Below are 20,302 nucleotides of genomic sequence, written 5' to 3'. Positions count from 1 at the left end.
CAGGGCAGATCACGGTCGACTAAGAAAGGCAGCGCGGAAAGTGCCATTGCACAAAAAAACGTGGCTCCAGCGTTGCGAATATGTGCTGGAGCCCCGTATTTATGGGCTATCAGTCAAAACTCAGTTCCTGAGTCTTGATGTGATTGGCCACTGCGCCGGAGATGGCGTCGAAGATTGCTTTTTCATTTTTACTGTAGACCTCCATGTCGAGATCCAGGGTAATGGCAGCGCTGCGGATCAATACACCTTCATGGTGGTAGCTGACAAACAGTGAGCGCCAGTCTGTGAATTCTACATCCAACACGAGGTAAACCACCGTCACCGAAGCCATGCCCTGATCGTTCTTGATGGGGCCAAAGGCGACAGTCGTACGGCCGTCCTTGGTGCTGGCCTTGTTCCACCAGAAGGTCATGAAGTCGTGGGTACCGGAATCGTTGGGATCCTTGGCCAAGAGCGTCGCGAGCTGCTTGAAACTCTCGAGTTCCGCCGCTCCCAGATACGTGCCAACGATGGTGGTCAGCAAACTACCGATGTCCACGTCACCAGAAGAGACATCCTGCCTGACCTGGCCGCCGCTCGCTGCCTTTACGGTAAAGCCCAGATCGGTCAGTTGGTAAACCACAGCATCGAACCATTGCTTCGTCTGCAGATAGTCCGTATTGGTGATGTCCACGCCCTTTTTTTTCAGGACGGCGCGCGCAGCCCCCTGTGCGTAGAGGTTCAGGTGAGAGTATGCGCTGACCTGCTCCGGGGTAGCATCGGTCATGGCATAAACCAACTGCGAGTCGATGGCTGTGGCGTCGATTGTCGTCGTAGTTCCACCGGTTAGCACGCCGCCCAGCTTAGCCGGCGCAAGGGCAGGCCATGCGCAGGTGATGATCCTGCTCGTAAATCCCACACCATCGCGAAGATAGGCTTGACGAGAGCGCCAGTCGGGATGGGAAGTGCGGTCGATGGTGAAAGGGACGTCGCGCAATCCTTCGGGAGGGTTACCTATGGACTTGTCGATTGCCACGTTGAGTCTCTTCAGAAGCCCGTCGCACTCGCATTTCGCGAAGACATTCAGGTGGTAGGACAGGCCTTCTGTATTGGTTACTTGCACGTGAGCACCGGCCCCCAGGGCCGCTTGGCAAGTTGAGATGTTGCGACCGAAGAGGCTGAACGTTTTCTGGGACTCGAACTTCACTTCTACATCAGCTTTTGCAGATTCCTTAGTGCACATGATGATCTCCAGCTCATTCCCAGGCGTCATTGCTTGGGCATCTAGAAGTTATCAATATCGGACCCTTCGTGAAGCTCAGTCGGTTGAGCAGTGCTCACGAATTGCCCTGAAAATATTGCGCGGCGCTCAAGGTGCTGGAGTGGTCACTTCATCAAGAAACTTGGCGAGGTTACGAACGTCGTTGTCGGCCATTCTTTCAATCACGTCCGCGAGCGCTTTGCGATGCGGCGCGTCATGCATCGCGGCGAGCGTGTGTTGCCCACGGCCGAGCAGAAGCCAATCCGCATTGACGTTCAGCTCGACGCACAGCTTGGCAAAATTCTCCATACTGATTGGCTCTGAACGAAACCACCGACTGAGGGCACTATCCGTCACGCCGATTCGGTGTGACAGCGCGTAGAGCTTTGGAAACCCACGAAGGGTATAAGCGAACTGAAGTCTCTCGCCGTAGCTTTTGATGCCATGCATTTCCATATCTTTCTTCGTCCTTTACTCGGAGAGGCATCGAAAGCTTCAGAAGTCCGCAGCCTCTCCGGGTTTAAGGCGGGTGAAGCCCCCAAGAGCGAATCGAGTGTGGTAACTGTCAGCCGGCAGCGCGCCAACGATTGCTCTCGGCCATGCTAAAGACGAACTCATGTGCCGTGATATGAACTTTGCTGACAGAGAGCAAAGGTAGGTGTCCGGCCAAGGTGATGAGAGGCCAGGGTAGGAGAATAGCGATGCTGGATAAACTTCACTCCAGTCGATGCCTTATTCGCGATTTAACATAATATACATTACACGTAACAAGATATTACGACGTCCGCGTGTAGTCCGTGGGATTCGAATCTCTTGTCACGCAACAGCTTCGTTCTTTCCTCAATCCGGCCTCGAATCCTCACCTCGATCCTGTCGATGACCCGATATATCCGCTTGGCGAAATCCCACTAACGCGAACGTTACTGGGATTTCCTTTCTTTGGAATGGGTTAGACCGCTTTATGAGGATCTACAAGTCCTCAGTTGGCAGTACACTATCAATTGGCTTGTAAACCTTCTGCTGTGTGCACCTTTTCTTTTCAATCAGTATGTTTCGTCGTGTCAGCTGTTCAGGCGTCAATTGCGTCAATTGCTCTGGAGTCAGTTCTATAAGTTCGGCATCGCTGAAGTTTGTCATGGTCGATTCTCTATTATGGAATGGGATTCGTCACACAACACCTATCATTCGACCCTTGAGGCTATTTTAAAACTGTAAGAACTAACAGTTTCTTATGCTCTTTTGCTTTAGCCGACATTACCTGAAAGCATAATTCTAAAAAAATTGGTTTAGGTTCTGATTACGCTGGCAGGCCATCTCGATATTCTTGAATGTTTTTGTTAGCTCAACTAAACGGTCATTTAGTGTAGTTAACGTATTTTAGGCGACGATTGACGCACTTACCCTGCTCCATTAGAAGTCTACCGTCGCCGACAGCAGATACGTTCGCGGCGTCGAAAGCGTCAATCCCGGTTCGCTGTCATCCGAAGCGCCCGCTGAGCTCCAGTAGCGTTTATCCAGTACGTTTTCGACATTGGCGCGCAAGGTGATCGTCTTCTCGTCCAGCTTGAAAGCATAGCGTGTGCCTACATCGAGCCGTTCCCAGGAGTCGATTTCCTTGTCGTTCGCCTGATCCAGATACTGCGAACTCGAATAGATTCCACGGCTGGTCAACGTCAAACCCTGCACAGTCGGCACGTCCCACTCTGCACCAAGGTTGACGTTGTATTTCGGTGTCGCCGGTGCGCGGTTGCCGTCGAATGTGCCGTTGGTGGTGTGGGTCAGTTCGCTGTCGATGTACATCACACCGCCGAGCAATCGGAAGCCCTTGAGCGGTTCGCCGAACACGCTCAGTTCTACGCCGTTGTTCTCACGCTTGCCGTTCGGGCCGAAGACTCGTGTGGTGGCGTTGGTTTCGTAGGCAGGCTGTTTGATGCGGAACACCGCTGCCGTCAGCGCGTATGAGCCCGCGTCGTACTTTGCGCCGACTTCAACCTGGCGGCTGATGAATGGCGGGAAGATTTCGTCTTCGTTGATAGATGTCGATGGCGCGATCTTGCCTTGGCTCAGACCTTCCATGTAGTTGGCGTACAGCGAAAGTTTGTCCGTCGCCTTGAACAGAATCCCGCCCGATGGCGAGACTTTTTCCTCATCGTAAGCCGTGTCGCCCTTGATGCCGTCGCTCCAGTCATCGACTTTGACTCGCTGCCAGCGCGCCCCCAAAGTCAGCAACAGACGATCGTCGAAGAAGCCGAGTGTGTCCGACAGCGCTACGCCGCTGAAGCGGTTCTCTGTGTAGACCTTGGCGTCATTGCGGGTCGGCGTGCCGGGTCTGGCGATTTCCACCGGGTCGTAGAGATTACTGCGCCCGGCCGCGTAACGGGCGCCGCCGTTTTCGAAGTCCATATAAAAGTAGTTGGCCGCCAGGTTCACTTCATGGCTGACCGGCCCGGTGTGGAACCAGTTGCGCACCCCAGCGGTAGCGGTACGCACGTTTTCGTCGCGGGTGAAATCTCGCGGCTGGACGCTGAAATCACCGGCATCGTTGGTCACCGAAACGGCATGGCGCAAGAAGTCATGATTGCTTTTGCGTGCGCCGACGCCGCCATACAGCATGACCGAATCGCTGACATCGAACTCGCCGTTCACCGTGCCGAAAGTGTCTTTAGTGCGCGCCCGGCTCCAGGGTTGCGCATAGTTATCGCGCACATCATTGGAGTTCGGCACCTTGGCATTGGCGGCGACTTGTACGCGTTCCTGCGGCGCGTCGGTGTCGCGTTCGGTGTGGCCGATATCGGTGGAAAGTCGCAAGCGTTCACCACGGAAATCCAGACCAAGGACCGCCATGTCGCGATCGACGCTCTGGTGATCCCATTCGGTATCACCGGACTGTTTGACACCGTTGAAGCGCAGACCGAATTGGTTTTCGTCACCAAAACGCCTTCCGACATCCACCGCGCCGCCGACTTGATTATTCGAGGCGTAGTTGGCCGTCAGCGAGGTGATCGGCTTGTCGGTCGCGCGTTTCGGCACGACGTTGATCCCCCCTCCTACACTGCCCCGTGGCGAAATCCCGTTGATCAATTGGCTCGGGCCTTTGAGGATGTCGACGCGATCAGCCATTTCCATATCAATGGTGTACGTCGGCAAGATTCCGTAGAGGCCGTTGTAGGCAACGTCACTGTTGAACAGGCTGAAACCACGGATGGTGAATTGCTCGTAGCGTCCACCGGCCGGGTTGGTTGCGCGTACCGAAGGGTCGCTGCCGATCAAGTCGCCGAGGGTGCGCGCCTGTTGGTTTTTCACCGTTTCGCTGGTGTAGGTGGTCATGCTGAACGGGGTTTCCATGAAATCCCTGGAGCCCAACAGCCCTTGCGAACCCCGCCGCGCGACCTGACCGCCGGCGAATACATCGGCATCCGCTGAACCGCTCGCGCCGAGAATGGATGTCGGCGCAAGTTGCAAGGTGCTGCCTTGCGCTGCGGGCACCAGCGTATAAGCCTGATCGCCGACCGGTTGCAGCTGCAACCCCGAACCCAGCAACAACCGGCTGAACCCCTCCTCCACGCCATATTCACCGGACAAACCATTGCTGTTGCGGCCGCTGACCAGCGCCGGATCCACCGAAAGATTGACTCCAGCGAGGCCGGCGAACCGCGTCAGCGCCGCACTCAGACTACCGGCCGGCACCTGATAACTGCGGCGGCTGCCATCGTCGGCCCAGCTCGATTGGATCAACACGGGGCTGGCACTCAGGCTCAGCAAAAGGCTCAACTGCAACAACGGACGCAAACGACCTGGAAATACTGCGGGCATTGGAAGAAGCTCTCGATTTTGTTCACTTGCCTGGAATGACCAGCGAGGCGAAAAAAAGGGACAGGCTTCAGCCAGTTTTTTCTACGCGCGGTACCAGTGACACCCAAAATCGCGTTCGCGTGTGCACGTCGACGGGCAAACTGGCTGCCAGCAGTGCCAGTACTTGATCGGTATCGTCGAGGCGGAAACTACCCGTGATGCGCAGCGATTCCAGCGCCGGATCCCAGCGCAGCACGCCCGAGCGGTAGCGACTCAGCTCGCGAAGGAAATCACCCAGCGGCTGGTTTTGCGCCATCAGCACACCGTCGCGCCAACCGGGCATCAACGCATCGAATGCCGTCACCGCCCCCGCGCCCGAAGCTTGCAGGCTGACTTGCTGGCCCTGCTGCAATACCAGCGCCGGGCCGTGCAGCGGCTGCAATTGCACCGAACCGCGCAGCACGCAGACCTGGCAATCGCGTGCATTGAGGCGCACCGAGATGTCGCTGTGATTGACGATCATCCGCCCATAAGGCGCGTTGACGATAAAGGCTGAATCGCCCGCCACGTTGAGCGCCATCTCGCCACGAATCAGTGTCAGCTGACGTGCAGGCAGATCGACATTCACCGCGCTGTCGGTGTTGAGTTGCAATGAAGAATCCTGGGCCAACTGCACTTTGCGTCGCTCGCCAGTGCTGGTGTGCAAATCGGCACGCCAGACCTCCAGCGGCAGCTCCCGACTGATCAACCACGCCGCCGGCACCAGCGCCGCTACGCCCAGGGCACGCTTGAGTGCCGCGCGCCGCGCCGGATCAGGCCGATCCAGCGTGGCCATGGCCAGTGTCGGCGGCAAACCTGCAAAGCGCTGACGCAGTTGCTGGATTTTCTGCCAAGCGTTTTCGTGGCGACTGTCACTGGCGCGCCAATGCTGCAATTGGGCGTGATCTTCATCACTGGCGCCGCCGGATTCGAGCAAGGCCAGCCATTGCGCCGCCGCCCTCGCCACTTCCCGCGTTTCATCGTTGGGGGCAACGCGCATCACAGCTCCACCAGCAGGCAATGCTCGTACGCCTGGGCCATGTAGCGTTTCACCGTGCGCTCGGAAACCTGCAAGCGTTCGGCAATCTCGCGGTAGCCAAGGCCCTCGAGTTGACTCCAAAGAAATGCCCGGCGCACGGGGCGCGGCAAGCCATCGAGCAATTCATCCAGCGCCTGCAAGGTTTCCAGCAGCAACCAGCGCTGTTCCGGCGACGGTGCGCACGCTTCCGGCAATTGCGCCAAGGCGTCGAGGTAGGCTTTTTCCAGATGGCGCCGCGTGTAGAAATTGCTCAGCAGGCGTTTGCCGACGGTGAGCAAATACGCGCGCGGCTCGCGCAACTCGGCCAGTGGCGGCGCGTTGCACAGGACGCGCAGAAAGGTGTCCTGGCTGAGGTCCGCCGCATCCCACGCATTGCCCATGCGCCGGCGCAGCCAGGTTTCCAGCCAGCCGCGGTGCTCGCGATACAACTGCTGCAGGCTCTGCTCCGACGGTGACGTAGCTTCAATCATCTCAAGAGACCCTGCGCGAAGGTAGATTCAAATGAGACTGATTCTATTTAACTTCTCGAAGGACACAAAGCCTTTTTCTGCTCAGCGCTTGAGCGTTTCGCTCGGCAGCTCCTTGAACAGCGCGCGGTAACTGCTGGAAAACCGCCCCAGATGCCAGAACGACCAGCGCATCGCCACTTCCGCAACGGTGGTTTCCGTGGGCCTGCGCTTGAGCAATTCACGGTGCGCACTGTTCAGCCGCCTCAGCCGTAACCAGTGGCTCGGGGTCATCCCGGTGTAGGCCTTGAATGCCTGTTGCAACTGGCGCAGCGGCACGCCGGCAACGTGAGAAAGTTCGAGCAGATTGACCGTGTCTTCCGGCGAATCAGCCGCCCACTCCCCTACTCTTTTGATGATCTGGCGTTCGTTGTTGCGCCGCTGCAATCCGCTGCGATCAAGGCTGGTGTGAGCGTTATCAAGGATGAACAGGCAGTCCTCAAGCAACTGTTGAGTCAGACGATCTTTATCAAGTGGATCAGCAGCTTGCGACAACTTCGTGAGAATCGAGCTTAACCAGCCGCTGAACAAAGCGTTCTGGCCGCAGTTCAGCGGCGCCATGAACAAACCCTCGAGCTTTGCCACTTGCAAACCGTGCTCGCGGACGAAATCCGGACCGAACACCACAGCGATTTCCCGGTAGTTCTCCGGGGTGATCCAGATGTTGCGGCTCTCTTCGTTGAGCAGGTACAGCGCGTTGTCGCTGCGATCGAAACAGAACGCCAGAGCACCGGATGGCGCACTGAAATTCTGCTCGACCCGGGTGTTCATCTGTTCTTCGTAAACCTCGACGCCCTGCAGATCGAGATAGCGAATCTGCCCGGCGAAATGCCCCGGCGACATCTGCTGGTAATGCTGGACCCAGCCCGGTGTAGCGCGGATTTGCTCGGCCACGTCGGCGGTGTTGAACGCTTGTACCTGAAGCGGATTGCACGTTGTCATGGGGTGACCTTGCGCACTCTTTTGGTGCGCTTTGGTGCTGCTGAAAGTGGATAGATGGAATCGCAAGCCGCGCCCAAGATAGTCGCCAACGCGCCACAGGGGAAGGGGCGGAAGATGAAACCCGCCCTCCCCGGCGTCTACAAAACCAATAACGAGGTCTTTATGAACGCCCCTTTCGATCAGCTGTTCACCTGGCTGAAAGATCACAAGATTACCGAAGTCGAATGCGTGGTCAGCGACCTGACCGGCATCGCCCGCGGCAAGATTGCACCGACCAACAAGTTCCTGCATGAGCGCGGCATGCGCCTGCCGGAGAGCGTGCTGCTGCAAACGGTAACCGGGGATTTTGTCGACGACGACATCTACTACGACCTGCTCGATCCGGCCGACATCGACATGGTGTGCAAACCGGTTTCCGATGCCGTGTATGTCATTCCGTGGGCCATCGAGCCGACCGCCATCGTCATCCACGACACCTTCGACAAGTTTGGCAATCCGATCGAACTGTCGCCGCGCAACGTGCTGAAGAAAGTCCTGCAGCTCTACACCGACAAGGGCTGGAAGCCGATTGTCGCGCCGGAAATGGAGTTCTACCTGACCCAGCGCTGTGAAGATCCGGACCTGCCGCTCAAGGCACCGCTGGGTCGTTCGGGTCGTGCGGAAAGCGGTCGCCAGTCATTCTCGATCGATGCCGCCAACGAATTCGATCCGCTGTTTGAAGACGTCTACGACTGGTGCGAACTGCAAGGCCTGGATCTCGACACGCTGATCCACGAAGACGGCCCGGCGCAGATGGAAATCAACTTCCGCCATGGCGATGCATTGGATCTGGCCGACCAGATCACCGTGTTCAAACGCACCCTGCGCGAAGCAGCGCTCAAGCACAATGTCACTGCGACGTTCATGGCCAAACCGATCGGCGACGAGCCCGGCAGCGCCATGCACTTGCACCAGAGTGTGGTCGAGATCGCGACGGGTCAGCCGATCTTTGCCGATGCCGAGGGCAACATGAGCGAACTGTTCCGGCATCACATCGGTGGCCTGCAGAAGTACATCCCGAAAGTGCTGCCGATGTTCGCGCCGAACGTCAATTCGTTCCGCCGCTTCCTGCCGGACACCTCGGCGCCGGTCAACGTCGAATGGGGTGAAGAGAACCGCACGGTGGGCCTGCGTGTGCCGACTTCCGGGCCTGAATCGATGCGCGTGGAGAACCGCTTGCCCGGCGCCGACGCCAACCCGTATCTGGCGATTGCCGCGAGCCTGCTGTGCGGCTACATCGGCATGGTCGAGAAGATCGAGCCGAGCGCGGCGGTCGAAGGCCGGGCCTACGAACGGCGCAATCTGCGCCTGCCCATCACCATCGAAGAAGCCCTGACGCAGATGGAAGAGTGCCCGAAGGTCGCCGAGTACCTGGGCAGCAAATTCGTCCGCGGCTACGTCGCGGTCAAACGCGCCGAGCATGAAAACTTCAAGCGCGTGATCAGCTCGTGGGAGCGGGAGTTCCTGCTGCTCAGCGTCTGACGGCGAGCCCGTCCCTGTGGGAGCGAGCCTGCTCGCGAAGACGGCCGCACAGTTGATCGTTCCCACGCTTCCGCGTGGGAATGCATCACGGGACGCTCTGCGTCCCATTCAAAGCCGAACGCCGAGCGTCCGTTGCGGCATTCCCACGCAGAGCGTGGGAACGATCATTACAAGAAGAGGTGTCGAAATGCGTCTATTGAAATCCGTACTCCCGGTCGCACTGAGCGTGCTGTTCAGTGCCGTAGCCCACGCCGAGCCCCAGGTCAGTGTCTACAATTGGACCGACTACATCGGCGAAACCACCCTCGCCGACTTCCAGAGCAAGACCGGGATCAAGGTGATCTACGACGTCTTCGACTCCAACGAAACCCTTGAAGGCAAACTCCTCGCCGGCCGCACCGGTTACGACGTGGTAGTGCCGTCCAACCACTTCCTCGCCCGTCAGGTAAAGGCCGGCGCGTTCATGAAGCTCGATCGTTCACAGTTACCAAACTGGAAGAACCTTGACCCGAAACTGCTTGAATTGCTTGAGAAAAATGATCCCGGCAATGCGCACTCGGTTCCCTATCTGTGGGGCACCAACGGCATCGGTTACAACGTCGACAAGGTCAAGCAAGTGCTCGGCATCGACCACATCGACTCCTGGGCCGTGCTGTTCGAACCCGAAAATCTGAAGAAGCTCAGCCAGTGCGGCGTGTCGATGATGGATTCCGCCGACGAAGTCTTCCCGGCCATCCTCAACTACATGGGCATGGACCCGCGTAGTGAAAACCCTGAAGACTACAAAAAGGCCGAAGCCAAGCTGCTGAGCATCCGTCCGTACATCACCTATTTCCATTCCTCCAAGTACGTGTCGGACCTGGCCAATGGCGACATCTGCGTTGCGTTCGGTTACTCCGGCGATGTGTTCCAGGCAGCCAACCGCGCCAAGGAAGCCAAGAACGGCGTGAATATCGCTTACGCCATCCCCAAGGAAGGCGCCAACCTGTGGTTCGATCTGCTGGCGATCCCAGCCGACGCGAGCAACGCCAAAGAGGCACACGCCTTCATCAATTACCTGCTCGATCCGCAGGTGATCGCCAAAGTCAGCGCCACCGTCGGCTACGCCAATCCGAACCCGGCGGCCAAGCCGTTCATGGATGAGGAACTGGTCAACAATCCTGAGGTTTACCCGCCGCAGTCGGTGCTCGACAAACTCTACATTTCCTCGACCCCGCCCCAGGCGATCATGCGTCTGATGACCCGGTCGTGGAGCAAAGTGAAGTCGAACAAATGAATCAGCACAGCGCACAACACACCGGCTCTTATTACGCCGCTTCTGCGCGGGCGAGCACGCCCTACCCTGCGCTGGATGGTGATTTGCTTGCTGATGTCTGCGTAATCGGTGGCGGCTTCACTGGCGTCAATACCGCGATTGAGCTGGCGCAGCGCGGTCTGTCGGTGGTGTTGCTCGAGGCGCGACGTATCGGCTGGGGCGCCAGCGGGCGCAATGGCGGTCAGCTGATTCGCGGTATCGGCCATGAAGTCGAGGGGTTCGCTCGCTACGTTGGCCAGGACGGCGTGCGCTATTTACAGCGCGCCGGTATCGATTCGGTGGAGCTGGTGCGCCAGCGCATCACTGACAACGCCATCGCCTGTGATCTGCGCTGGGGCTTTTGCGAACTGGCCAACACCGCCGCGCAATTCGCCGCGTTCAAGCAGGAACAGGACAGCCTCGCCGAACTCGACTATGCCCACGAAACCAGGCTGGTCGGGCCGGAACAGATCCGGCAGCAAGTGGTCGACGCCGGTGTGTACGCCGGCGGATTGATCGACATGGGTTCGGGGCACTTGCATCCGCTTGATCTGGTGCAAGGTGAGGCGCGTCTCGCGGCATCGCTGGGCGTGCGTATCTTTGAGCAGAGTCCGGTGCTGGAAATCTTCCATGGCCCGACCGTCGAGGTGCGCTGCGCCACCGGTTCAGTGCGCGCCGGCAGTCTGGTGCTTGGTTGCAACGCGCATCTGGATGACCTCGAGCCGAAACTCAGCGGCAAAGTTCTGCCCGCTGGCAGTTACATCATTGCCACCGAGCCGCTGGACGAAAGCCGTGCCGCGCAGTTGATTCCACAGAACCTGGCGCTGTGCGATCAAAAAGTCGGACTGGACTATTACCGACTCTCGGCTGATCGACGGTTGCTGTTTGGCGGCGCTTGTCATTATTCCGGGCGCGATCCGGCGGACATCGCCGCCTATATGCGCCCGAAAATGCTCAAGGTGTTCCCGCAACTGGCCGATTTGCGAATCGACTACCAATGGGGCGGCAAGATCGGCATTACCGCCAATCGCTTCCCCCAGGTTGGCCGACTCAAACAGCACCCGAACGTGTTTTACGCGCAGGGTTATTCCGGCCATGGCCTCAACGTCACGCACTGGTGCGCGAAGTTGTTGGGCGAAGCCATTCATGCCGGGCACAGCCAGGGCATGGACGTGTTCAGCGGCGTGCCGCACATGACCTTCCCCGGTGGCCCGGCCTTGCGTTCGCCGCTGCTGGCGCTGGGCATGTTCTGGTATCGCCTGCGCGAAATGCTCGGCTGAGCCCGCCACGACTCTGGCCCCTGTAGGAGCTGCCGAAGGCTGCGATCTTGGGACGCAGAGCGTCCCGGGCGGCATTCCCACGCAGAGCATGGGAACGATCAGGTCGCAGTGTTCGGCAACTCCTTGCACCGCAATCGCGTCCCACGCCAGCTATACACATTTGCTCTATCGCCAAGCACTTCTATATTGATGAGGTGCTTTTGCGTTCCTGACGCTCAGTGCCCGATAAATTGAGGAGGACATGGATGAAGTCGTCAGCCAGCGATGAGCCGCTAGCACCCGGTCAAGCGCCGATCAAAACCCGCCGTTTCGCGATTTCACTGGTATGGATCGTGCCGATTGTGGCGGTGCTGGTCGGGATTTCGTTGGTGATTCACAACATCCTTCAAGAAGGCCCGGTCATCACCGTTACCTTCAAGACCGGCGATGGTCTGACCGCAAACAAGACCGAAGTCAGATACCGCAACGTGGTCATCGGCCATGTCTCCGACGTTGAACTGGCCAACGACCATAGACACGTCAACGCCACGATCAAACTGGCCAAGCAAGCCGAAGCCTTCACCCGCGAGGATTCGCAATTCTGGGTGGTGCGTCCGCGCATTGGCGCCGGCGGCGTCTCGGGCATCGATACACTGCTGTCGGGCGATTACATCGGCGCCGACATTGGTCAAGCCAATACCCGCTCAAAAAACTTCAAAGGTCTGGAGAACCCGCCGCCGATCACCTACGGCGAACCGGGCAAACGCTTTACGCTGCACACCGCAGACCTTGGCTCGCTGGACATCGGCTCCCCCGTTTATTACCGCAAGATTCCGGTTGGCCAGGTCGTGTCCTACGCGCTGGACCCGGACGGCAAAGGCGTCAATATCGAAGTATTCGTGCATTCGCCCAACGATGCCTACGTCACCGAAAATACCCGCTTCTGGAACGCCAGTGGCATCGACATCAATGTCGGCGCCAACGGCTTTGCGGTGAAAACCGAGTCGCTGTCGACCCTGCTGGTGGGCGGCATCGCTTTCCGCGCCCCGGACTACAGCCCCGACGATAAGCCGGCCAGCGACGACAAGAGTTTCGAGCTGTTTGCCAACCAGACCGCCGCCCTCGCCCCGCCCGACGGCAAGGCGCAATACCTGGCGCTGCGGTTTGATCAGGCCTTGCGCGGCCTCAAGGTGGATGCGCCTGTCGAGTTTCTCGGTATCGAAATCGGCCGGGTGGTGGCGGTCAATCTCGACTTTGACGAGGTCAAACGCACCTTTCCAGTGAATGTCGGCATTGTCATTTATCCGCAGCGACTCGGCCGTGCCCACGCGAAGATTCTCAAGACCTACCATGGCGACGAAAACGACGAGGCCACCGGCGCGCGCCTGATCGGCACGTTCATTGAAAATGGCCTGCGCGCCCAGGCCCGCAATGGCAACCTGCTCACCGGTCAGTTGTATATTTCGCTGGATTTCTACCCCAAAGCGCCGAAAGTCGCGTTCGACCCCAAGGCACGGCCGGTCACCATTCCGACCGTTCCCGGCAGCCTCGAACAGTTGCAGGAAAAACTCGAGGCGATGGTGAACAAGATCAACGCATTGCCGGTTGAACGCATCGCCAGCAACCTCGACGGCAATCTGGTCGAGCTGCGCAAGGGCCTGAAGCAGTTCAACGCCAGGACTCTGCCGGGTGTACAGAGCACCCTCGCCGATGTCAGCAAGACCTTGCAGTCCGCCAATGCGACCCTCGCCGAGGATTCACCGCAACGCGAGCAACTCACCGAGACCCTCGACGAGCTCGGGCGCATGTCGCGCTCGTTGCGAGAGCTGTCGGATTACCTCGGTCGCCACCCTGAGTCGCTGATTCGCGGGCGTCCCGACAACGCCGCGCCGCTGGACCTCAAAGGACCGCCACGCAATTGAGCACAGGAGCTGAATCCATGGCTTTACCGTTGAAGATCACCGTGCTCGCTGCCTTCGTGCTGCTGACTGCGTGCCGTAGCGACCCGATCAGCTTTCACACACTGACCCCGGCGCAACCGGGTGCCAGCCGCAACGGCGCCGACATCGCCATCGAAAGCATCAGCGTGCCGCCACAGGTCGATCGCGCGCAGATTGTGATTCGCCAGGGCAACAGCGGCGTGGCGATTCTGGAAACCGATTGGTGGAGCGCCACCCTTGCCGATGAGTTGCGCGGCGCGCTGATCGATCAATTGAGCAGCGGTGTCGGCCAGCAGCGCGCCTCCGTGCGTATCGACGTGCAGCGCTTCGATTCGATTCCCGGCCAGTACGCCTTGATCGACGTGAAATGGCGAGTGCGTCCGCTGGGTGCTGAAGACGCGGCGCTACTGACCTGTCGCTCGGTGTTGCAGACGCCTTCAGGGCCAAGCATCGAAGAGCTGGTGACTGCGCAACAGAACAACGTCAAACGGCTTGCTGCACAAATCACTCAGGCTGCGACGGCCGCGCGCAATTGCCCTTCATCGGGCTAAACGCGTCACAAATCGAAGCGATCCACCGCCCGCCGCCGCTCGTTGTCATCGCGCACATCGTAGTTGGCGGTCGTCTGGATATTGCTGTGATGCGCGAGTTTCTGCGCGATCGACAGGTCGTGCTCTTCGATCACCCGGGTGATAAATGAACGCCGAAAATCGTGGGGCATGATTTTCACCCCGACCTGCGTACCGCGCTGGCGGGCGATGTAGTAAATCGCGTGTTTGGTAATGCGCTCGCGGGTGATGTGGCTGCCCCGGCGTATGCGATTGAACAGGAATGCATCGTCGCTCTCGCCTTCCTTGAGCTGTGAACGACGCAGTTCCAGCCAGGCATCGAGCTTGGCAAAGGCCCAGGCCGGCGCGTACTTGATCAGCTGTTTGTTGCCCTTGCCGGTGACGGTCAGGCTGCGCTCTTTGAAGTCGACTTGACTCAGATCCAGATCCACCGATTCCGACTTGCGCATGCCGGTGCCATACAGCAACGCTATCACCGCCGCATCACGCAAGCCCTGCGGGCGCGGGTCGGCAGCGCAGACTTCCATCAGTTCGTGGATCAGCGTGCGCTTGAGGTTGCGCCCTTGGGACAGCCGCGTGCCAGCTATGCCCTTGACCGAACGCATCTTCAACAGGTGATCCTGGCTGATCAGGCTCATGCGCCACGCCTCGTTCATCACCCCGCGCACGGCATTGACGTACAGCGACGAGGTGTTCGGTGCATAACCGTCGGCACGCAAAGCGGCGACCAGCGCCACCACGTCTTCCGGTTGCAGGCCGTGCCAGGGGATTTCTTCGATATCGACGTCCTCGAAACCGAGGCGGTCAGCGGCATCTTGCAGCACATAGCGCATGGTCAACTGGCTGGAAGGTGCCAGTCGCGCCAGGTAAACGGTCAGCGGATTGCTGGTGGACGGTGCAGGTTGGGTACTCGACAAATCACTCAAACGAAACGGCCTTGAAATAAAAAACGATTCAACAAAAACAATAAATGCATGAAATGAAACGCAAAAAAACGGCGTGACTCAATGACAGGGGTTACCGCGAAAGGCCGACAACCTGCCGTTCGAGGCCGTAAAAGTCAATCGGGCATTCCCCGAACGGTCTGTTTGCTGCTTTATCAGCACGGTAGGCGAACTGAAACATCGCGCTCTTATGTTCGATGCAGGGACTGCGAACAGGAGTGCGGCATGAAGATCACGGTATTTGGCAGTGGTTATGTCGGTCTGGTGCAAGCGGCGGTGCTGGCCGAGGTCGGTCACGACGTGGTGTGCATGGATGTCGACGCGCAGAAAATCGAGCAGTTACGCCAGGGCCACGTCAGTATTTTCGAGCCGGGGCTGGCCAGCCTGGTGCGTGAGGGCCTGGATTCGCAGCGCCTGCAATTCACTACTGATGAGCGGTTTGCGGTGTTGCATGGGCGGGTGGCGTTCATCGCGGTGGGCACGCCGTCACGCGAGGACGGCTCGGCGGACCTGCGCTACGTGCTGTCGGTCGGCGACGCGATTGCCCGGCATCGCCAGCAGCCATTGATCGTGGTGGAAAAGTCCACGGTGCCGGTGGGCACGGGCGACGCTTTGCGCAGCCACATCGAAAAAGCCCTGATCAAGATTGGCCGCCTGCTGCAGTTCGATATTGTCTCCAACCCGGAATTTCTCAAGGAAGGTTCAGCGGTTGCTGATTGCCGGCGGCCGGATCGTATCGTCATCGGTTGCGAAGGCGCTGAAGTGCGCGATGTGATGCGCGATCTGTACGCGCCATTCAACCGCAACCATGACCGCATCCTGTTCATGGACCTGCGCAGCGCCGAGCTGACCAAATACGCCGCCAACTGCATGCTGGCGACCAAGATCAGCTTCATCAACCAGATCGCCGAACTCGCCGAGCACCTCGGCGCGGACATCGAATCAGTACGCCAGGGCATCGGTGCCGATACGCGGATTGGCTATCACTTTATCTACCCGGGTTGCGGCTACGGCGGTTCGTGTTTTCCCAAGGACATGCGCGCGTTGATTCACAGTGCCGAACAGGCGCATTGCTCCAGTGATCTGCTGCAAGCGGTAGAAGCCATCAACCAGCGGCAGAAGCACAAGCTGTTTGAACGCATCAACGCGTTCTACCGTGGTGACTTGCGCGGCAGGACCTTTGCCTTGTGGGGCCTGGCGTTCAAGCCCAACACCGACGACATGCGCGACGCGCCGAGCCGGGTTCTGCTCGAAGATTTATGGGCCGCCGGGGCCAGCGTGCGCGCGTTTGATCCGGAAGCCATGGTGGAAACCCAGAATCTCTATCCAAATGAATCAAAACTGATGCTGATGGGCACGCCGGAATCGGTACTGGCCGGCGCCGATGCGCTGATCATCTGCACCGAATGGCAACAGTTCAAAGCCCCGGATTTCGAGCTGATCAAACAGCGCCTCAACAGCCCGGTGATCTTTGACGGCCGCAACTTGTACGACGCCGAGCGTCTGGCGCGCAATGGTTTCCAGTATTTCCCGATGGGGCGCGGTGAATCGTGCAAGTTGCCGATCACCTTGCGGCAGAGGCCGGCGGCTTCGGATGTGGCTTGAACTGGCCCTGAGGGAGTCATTGCAAATTGTGAGCTACACAGACCTTGTGGGAGCGAGCCTGCTCGCGAATACGGTATGTCAGCGACATTAGAGGTGACTGATCCGCCGCCTTCGCGAGCAGGCTCGCTCCCACAGGGAAATCATGTGCTCCGAGGGACGCTGGTGTATCAGCTTGACCGGTGGCGGCTGCCCAGAGAGGATGGCGTTCGCCAGCCATTCCGAATAAGGACATTCCCCCTCCGTGGCCATGTATTCGCCGTTCATTCGCCGGTTGATGATCAGCTCGCTGACCGTGGTCATCAGCCGCGCCCTGGTCAGTCCGTTGCTGACGCTGTTCCTCAGCAACAAGCTTGGCCTCAATCCGCAGGATGTCGGCTTGCTGCTCGGCATCGCCGTGTTCAGCGCCACGCTGCTGTCGCTGTACGGCGGCTACATCATCGACAAGCTGGACAAGCGCCAGTTGCTGATTGTGGCCATGCTCTCCAGCGGTATCGGCCTGATCCTGCTGACCTTCGCGCAGAATCTCTATCTGGTCACCGTGGTGCTGGTCATCAGCGAAACCGCGTCGGCGCTGTTCCTCATCGGCTCCAAGGCGATCCTCAGTGAAAACCTGCCGGTGGGCCAGCGGGTCAAGGCGTTTTCCCTCAATTACACGCTGACCAATATCGGCTACGCCGTCGGCCCGATGATTGGCGTGGTGATTGCCGGGGTGCAGCCGTCCGCGCCGTTCATCGTTGCCGGCGCGATCGCCATTGGCAGTATTTTTCTGCTGCTCGGCGCAGTCCGCGATGTGCGTCCGATAACAGCCGCCAGCGCGCCGCAGAGTTTTCTCAACACGCTGATGATCCTGAAAAACGACCGCACCATGGTGCTGTTCACCCTTGGCTGCCTGCTCAGCACGTTGGTGCACGGGCGCTTCACCCTGTACCTGTCGCAATACCTGCTGGTCACCCACACCCAACAACAGACCCTGGACACCATGGCCGCCCTGCTCGCCTGCAACGCAATCACAGTGATCCTGCTGCAATACCAGGTCGGTCGCTGGCTCAGTCGCGAACACCTGCGTCACTGGATTGCCGGCGGCACTGCGCTGTTCATCGTCGGGTTGATTGGCTTCAGTGTGGCGGACAGCCTGCTCGGCTGGTGCCTGGCGATGTTCATCTTCACCTTGGGAGAGATGATCATTTACCCGGCAGACTTCCTCTTCGTCGACACCCTCGCCCCGGAGACACTGCGCGGCAGCTACTACGGCGCGCAGAACCTGGCGGCACTCGGCGGTGGGGCGAGCCCGGTGCTGTGCGGGTTTCTGCTGATGCATACGCCGGCGCCGAGCATGTTCTACGCCCTGAGCGGCTTGGCGGCGCTGGGCGGTTATCTATGCTTCGTCAGCGCGCGGCGCACCCGTTCAGTGCAAAAATAGTGCACTAAAACTGCATTTATATGAATTTGTCAGCATCGAGTTTGATCGGCAAACTACGCGCGTTCCTCCCCCAATGTTGGAACGCTTCGAGGGCTTTCCGGATATGCCGGACAAGTCCTTTTTTTTGCCCCGGATTTTTGTAAAGGATCAGTTCTACATGCTTGCTCGCTGGTTGCCCGCTGCCATCAACACCCGCCCCACTGAATGGAGCCGTGCCGCGATCGGCATGGCCTTGGGCACGCTGTTCAGTGTGTGGATGTGCGCGCAGGTGTTCGGCCATGACGTTGCCTTTCACCTGATCGGCCCGCTCGGCGCTTCGGCGGTGTTGCTGTTCGCCGTGTCCTCGGGCGCCCTCGCCCAGCCATGGTCGATTCTTGGCGGCTACCTGTGTGCTGGCGTGGTCGCCTTGCTGGTCGCCCATGTGCTTGGCCGTACGCTGGGCAGCGCCTGCCTCGCCGCCGGCATGGCGGTGATCCTGATGTGCTGGCTGCGTTGCCTGCACCCACCGGCCGGTGCCTTGGCGTTGACACTGGTGCTGGCCGACCCTGCGACCATCGCCATGGACTGGAAAGCCATGGAGCCGGTCATGCTAGGCGCGCTGTGCATGCTCGTCAGCGCGCTGGCCTATAACAACCTCACCCGCATCCGTTATCCGAAACGCGCTGCCGACCCGGCACCGCCAGTGGTCCCGGTCGACCGCCAGGCGATCACCGTCGAAGACTTGAAACTGGCGCTGGCCGACATGGAAGCCTTCATCGACGTCACCCCCGAAGACCTCGAACGCCTGATTCACGCCAGCGAACTGCACGCCAAGCGCCGCAGCATTACCGAAACGTTCAGATGATCCCTTTGTAGGAGCTGACGAGTGCAACGAGGCTGCGATCTGTTGATTTCAAAAAACAAGATCAAAAGATCGCAGCCTCGTTGCACTCGTCAGCTCCTACACGGAAAGCGGCGCTAGGAGAAAAACGCAGATTCCCCCTGCACATATCCCCGTTGTACACGACAAATTTGCACTGTTACGATCCGCTAACGCCCGCGCGCGGGCTTTTCGAATAAAGACAATAAAAAGCAGGGAGTTACAGATGACAGCTCAGGCTTCATCCCGGCGGACCCCGTCCATGGATGCCATACCAAACGACGTGCTGGCCGAGGTGCGCAATCATATCGGCCACCTGACCCTCAACCGCCCTGCGGGCCTCAATGCAATTACCCTGGACATGGTGCGTCTGCTGCAACAGCAGCTCGATGCCTGGGCGTCTGACGCCGATGTGCACGCCGTGGTATTGCGCGGTGCCGGGGAAAAGGCTTTTTGCGCCGGTGGTGATATTCGTTCGCTATACGACAGCTACAAGAGCGGCGACACGCTGCACGAAGATTTCTTCGTCGAGGAATACGCCCTCGACCTGACGATTCATCACTACCGCAAACCGGTGCTGGCCCTGATGGACGGTTTCGTCCTCGGCGGTGGCATGGGCCTGGTACAAGGCGCCGATCTGCGCGTGGTCACCGATAAGAGCCGACTAGCGATGCCGGAAGTGGCCATCGGTTATTTCCCCGACGTCGGCGGCAGTTATTTCCTGCCACGCATTCCCGGTGAACTGGGGATTTATCTGGGCGTCAGCGGCGTGCAGATTCGCGCGGCCGATGCGCTGTACTGCGGCCTCGCCGACTGGTATCTGGAAAGCAGCAAACTGGCCCTGCTCGACGAGAAACTCGATCAGATGGAGTGGCAGGACACGCCGCTGAAGTCGCTGCAGAACCTGCTGGCCAAGCACGCCGTACAAACCCTGCCGGATGCCCCACTTGAGGCGCTGCGCCCGGCCATCGACCACTTCTTCGCCCTGCCCGACGTGCCGAGCATGATCGAGCAATTGCGCGCCGTCACTGTCGCCGACAGCCACGAATGGGCGGTCACCACGGCGGATCTGCTGGAAACCCGCTCGCCGCTGGCCATGGCCGTGACCCTGGAAATGCTCCGTCGCGGCAGGCACCTGAGTCTGGAGAATTGCTTTGCGCTGGAGCTGCATCTGGACCGCCAGTGGTTTGCCCGTGGCGACCTGATCGAAGGCGTGCGCGCCCTGTTGATCGACAAGGACAAGTCACCGCGCTGGAACCCGCCGACCGTCGCTGCACTGGACGCTGCGCAGGTGGCGAGCTTCTTCCATGGTTTTGATGAGAGCGGGAGCTGA

Annotated in this window: 16 protein-coding genes; 9 read left to right on the top strand and 7 right to left on the bottom strand. The window is 59.2% G+C overall.

Annotated elements, in window-relative coordinates; all coding sequences use genetic code 11:
* Window positions 1–109: 109 nt before the first annotated feature.
* The 6 genes from D8U60_RS25500 to D8U60_RS25475 all read right to left on the bottom strand — a co-directional run bounded on the left by D8U60_RS25500 (window position 110) and on the right by D8U60_RS25475 (window position 7,558).
* Window positions 110–1,222, bottom strand: coding sequence for a hypothetical protein (locus tag D8U60_RS25500; RefSeq protein WP_130901230.1), 1,113 nt, complete (start codon window positions 1,220–1,222; stop codon window positions 110–112).
* Between the two features lie 126 nt (window positions 1,223–1,348).
* On the bottom strand, window positions 1,349–1,690 hold the full coding sequence (locus D8U60_RS25495; protein ID WP_162999773.1) for a helix-turn-helix transcriptional regulator: 342 nt from the start codon (window positions 1,688–1,690) through the stop codon (window positions 1,349–1,351).
* 960 nt (window positions 1,691–2,650) lie between these two features.
* The gene (locus D8U60_RS25490) at window positions 2,651–5,053 is read right to left on the bottom strand and encodes a TonB-dependent receptor (RefSeq protein ID WP_130901229.1); all 2,403 of its coding nucleotides are present in this window, start codon (window positions 5,051–5,053) and stop codon (window positions 2,651–2,653) included.
* 67 nt (window positions 5,054–5,120) lie between these two features.
* Window positions 5,121–6,071: a FecR family protein gene (locus tag D8U60_RS25485; RefSeq protein ID WP_130901228.1), complete on the bottom strand. Its 951-nt coding sequence runs from the start codon at window positions 6,069–6,071 to the stop codon at window positions 5,121–5,123.
* Window positions 6,071–6,580 carry a sigma-70 family RNA polymerase sigma factor gene (locus D8U60_RS25480; RefSeq protein WP_130901227.1) on the bottom strand — a complete coding sequence of 170 codons (510 nt, stop codon included), beginning with the start codon at window positions 6,578–6,580 and terminating at the stop codon, window positions 6,071–6,073. The genes D8U60_RS25485 and D8U60_RS25480 overlap by 1 nt, the downstream gene beginning before the upstream one ends.
* A gap of 81 nt (window positions 6,581–6,661) precedes the next feature.
* The gene (locus D8U60_RS25475; protein WP_122507352.1) at window positions 6,662–7,558 is read right to left on the bottom strand and encodes a helix-turn-helix domain-containing protein; all 897 of its coding nucleotides are present in this window, start codon (window positions 7,556–7,558) and stop codon (window positions 6,662–6,664) included.
* A gap of 162 nt (window positions 7,559–7,720) precedes the next feature.
* Between D8U60_RS25475 and D8U60_RS25470 the strand changes: the two genes are divergently transcribed.
* The 5 genes from D8U60_RS25470 (at window position 7,721) to D8U60_RS25450 (ending at window position 14,123) form a co-directional block, all read left to right on the top strand.
* Window positions 7,721–9,079 (top strand): glutamine synthetase family protein, encoded by a 1,359-nt coding sequence (locus D8U60_RS25470; RefSeq protein WP_016774729.1) that lies wholly within the window; start codon window positions 7,721–7,723, stop codon window positions 9,077–9,079.
* A 187-nt stretch (window positions 9,080–9,266) separates the two neighbouring features.
* Window positions 9,267–10,355, top strand: a complete 1,089-nt coding sequence (locus D8U60_RS25465; protein WP_016774728.1) for a polyamine ABC transporter substrate-binding protein — start codon at window positions 9,267–9,269, stop codon at window positions 10,353–10,355.
* Window positions 10,352–11,653, top strand: coding sequence for an FAD-binding oxidoreductase (locus D8U60_RS25460; RefSeq protein ID WP_130901226.1), 1,302 nt, complete (start codon window positions 10,352–10,354; stop codon window positions 11,651–11,653). The genes D8U60_RS25465 and D8U60_RS25460 overlap by 4 nt, the downstream gene beginning before the upstream one ends.
* A gap of 245 nt (window positions 11,654–11,898) precedes the next feature.
* Window positions 11,899–13,554, top strand: a complete 1,656-nt coding sequence (locus tag D8U60_RS25455) for an MlaD family protein (protein WP_130901225.1) — start codon at window positions 11,899–11,901, stop codon at window positions 13,552–13,554.
* A 17-nt stretch (window positions 13,555–13,571) separates the two neighbouring features.
* Window positions 13,572–14,123 carry a PqiC family protein gene (locus tag D8U60_RS25450; protein ID WP_024012957.1) on the top strand — a complete coding sequence of 184 codons (552 nt, stop codon included), beginning with the start codon at window positions 13,572–13,574 and terminating at the stop codon, window positions 14,121–14,123.
* 5 nt (window positions 14,124–14,128) lie between these two features.
* Here the strand turns inward: D8U60_RS25450 and D8U60_RS25445 are convergent, their stop codons facing one another.
* Entirely contained in the window at window positions 14,129–15,067 is a 939-nt protein-coding gene (locus D8U60_RS25445; protein WP_307845070.1) for a tyrosine-type recombinase/integrase, read from the bottom strand.
* A 243-nt stretch (window positions 15,068–15,310) separates the two neighbouring features.
* On the opposite strand from D8U60_RS25445, the gene D8U60_RS25440 reads away from it, so the two are divergent.
* From D8U60_RS25440 to D8U60_RS25425, 4 genes are all read left to right on the top strand, one after another.
* The gene (locus D8U60_RS25440; RefSeq protein ID WP_130901224.1) at window positions 15,311–16,690 is read left to right on the top strand and encodes a UDP-glucose/GDP-mannose dehydrogenase family protein; all 1,380 of its coding nucleotides are present in this window, start codon (window positions 15,311–15,313) and stop codon (window positions 16,688–16,690) included.
* Between the two features lie 241 nt (window positions 16,691–16,931).
* Window positions 16,932–18,110, top strand: a complete 1,179-nt coding sequence (locus D8U60_RS25435) for an MFS transporter (RefSeq protein ID WP_130901223.1) — start codon at window positions 16,932–16,934, stop codon at window positions 18,108–18,110.
* 157 nt (window positions 18,111–18,267) lie between these two features.
* On the top strand, window positions 18,268–18,954 hold the full coding sequence (locus tag D8U60_RS25430) for an HPP family protein (RefSeq protein WP_130901222.1): 687 nt from the start codon (window positions 18,268–18,270) through the stop codon (window positions 18,952–18,954).
* 241 nt (window positions 18,955–19,195) lie between these two features.
* Window positions 19,196–20,302, top strand: coding sequence for an enoyl-CoA hydratase/isomerase family protein (locus D8U60_RS25425; protein ID WP_130901221.1), 1,107 nt, complete (start codon window positions 19,196–19,198; stop codon window positions 20,300–20,302).

The organism is Pseudomonas sp. Sample_11 (genome assembly GCF_004307505.1).
Taxonomy (GTDB): Bacteria; Pseudomonadota; Gammaproteobacteria; order Pseudomonadales; family Pseudomonadaceae; genus Aquipseudomonas; species Aquipseudomonas atacamensis.
The sequence above is the reverse complement of the archived record's forward strand: the minus strand, read 5'-3'. Positions and strand labels throughout refer to the sequence as shown.

Excerpts from the sequence above, each read along its gene's own strand:
- D8U60_RS25500 (WP_130901230.1), bottom strand. The coding sequence starts at position 1,222 with ATGTGCACTAAGGAATCTGCAAAAGCTGATGTAGAAGTGAAGTTCGAG.
- D8U60_RS25495 (WP_162999773.1), bottom strand. The coding sequence starts at position 1,690 with ATGCATGGCATCAAAAGCTACGGCGAGAGACTTCAGTTCGCTTATACC.
- D8U60_RS25490 (WP_130901229.1), bottom strand. The coding sequence starts at position 5,053 with ATGCCCGCAGTATTTCCAGGTCGTTTGCGTCCGTTGTTGCAGTTGAGC.
- D8U60_RS25485 (WP_130901228.1), bottom strand. The coding sequence starts at position 6,071 with ATGCGCGTTGCCCCCAACGATGAAACGCGGGAAGTGGCGAGGGCGGCG.
- D8U60_RS25480 (WP_130901227.1), bottom strand. The coding sequence starts at position 6,580 with ATGATTGAAGCTACGTCACCGTCGGAGCAGAGCCTGCAGCAGTTGTAT.
- D8U60_RS25475 (WP_122507352.1), bottom strand. The coding sequence starts at position 7,558 with ATGACAACGTGCAATCCGCTTCAGGTACAAGCGTTCAACACCGCCGAC.
- D8U60_RS25470 (WP_016774729.1), top strand. The coding sequence starts at position 7,721 with ATGAACGCCCCTTTCGATCAGCTGTTCACCTGGCTGAAAGATCACAAG.
- D8U60_RS25465 (WP_016774728.1), top strand. The coding sequence starts at position 9,267 with ATGCGTCTATTGAAATCCGTACTCCCGGTCGCACTGAGCGTGCTGTTC.
- D8U60_RS25460 (WP_130901226.1), top strand. The coding sequence starts at position 10,352 with ATGAATCAGCACAGCGCACAACACACCGGCTCTTATTACGCCGCTTCT.
- D8U60_RS25455 (WP_130901225.1), top strand. The coding sequence starts at position 11,899 with ATGAAGTCGTCAGCCAGCGATGAGCCGCTAGCACCCGGTCAAGCGCCG.
- D8U60_RS25450 (WP_024012957.1), top strand. The coding sequence starts at position 13,572 with ATGGCTTTACCGTTGAAGATCACCGTGCTCGCTGCCTTCGTGCTGCTG.
- D8U60_RS25440 (WP_130901224.1), top strand. The coding sequence starts at position 15,311 with ATGAAGATCACGGTATTTGGCAGTGGTTATGTCGGTCTGGTGCAAGCG.
- D8U60_RS25430 (WP_130901222.1), top strand. The coding sequence starts at position 18,268 with ATGCTTGCTCGCTGGTTGCCCGCTGCCATCAACACCCGCCCCACTGAA.
- D8U60_RS25425 (WP_130901221.1), top strand. The coding sequence starts at position 19,196 with ATGACAGCTCAGGCTTCATCCCGGCGGACCCCGTCCATGGATGCCATA.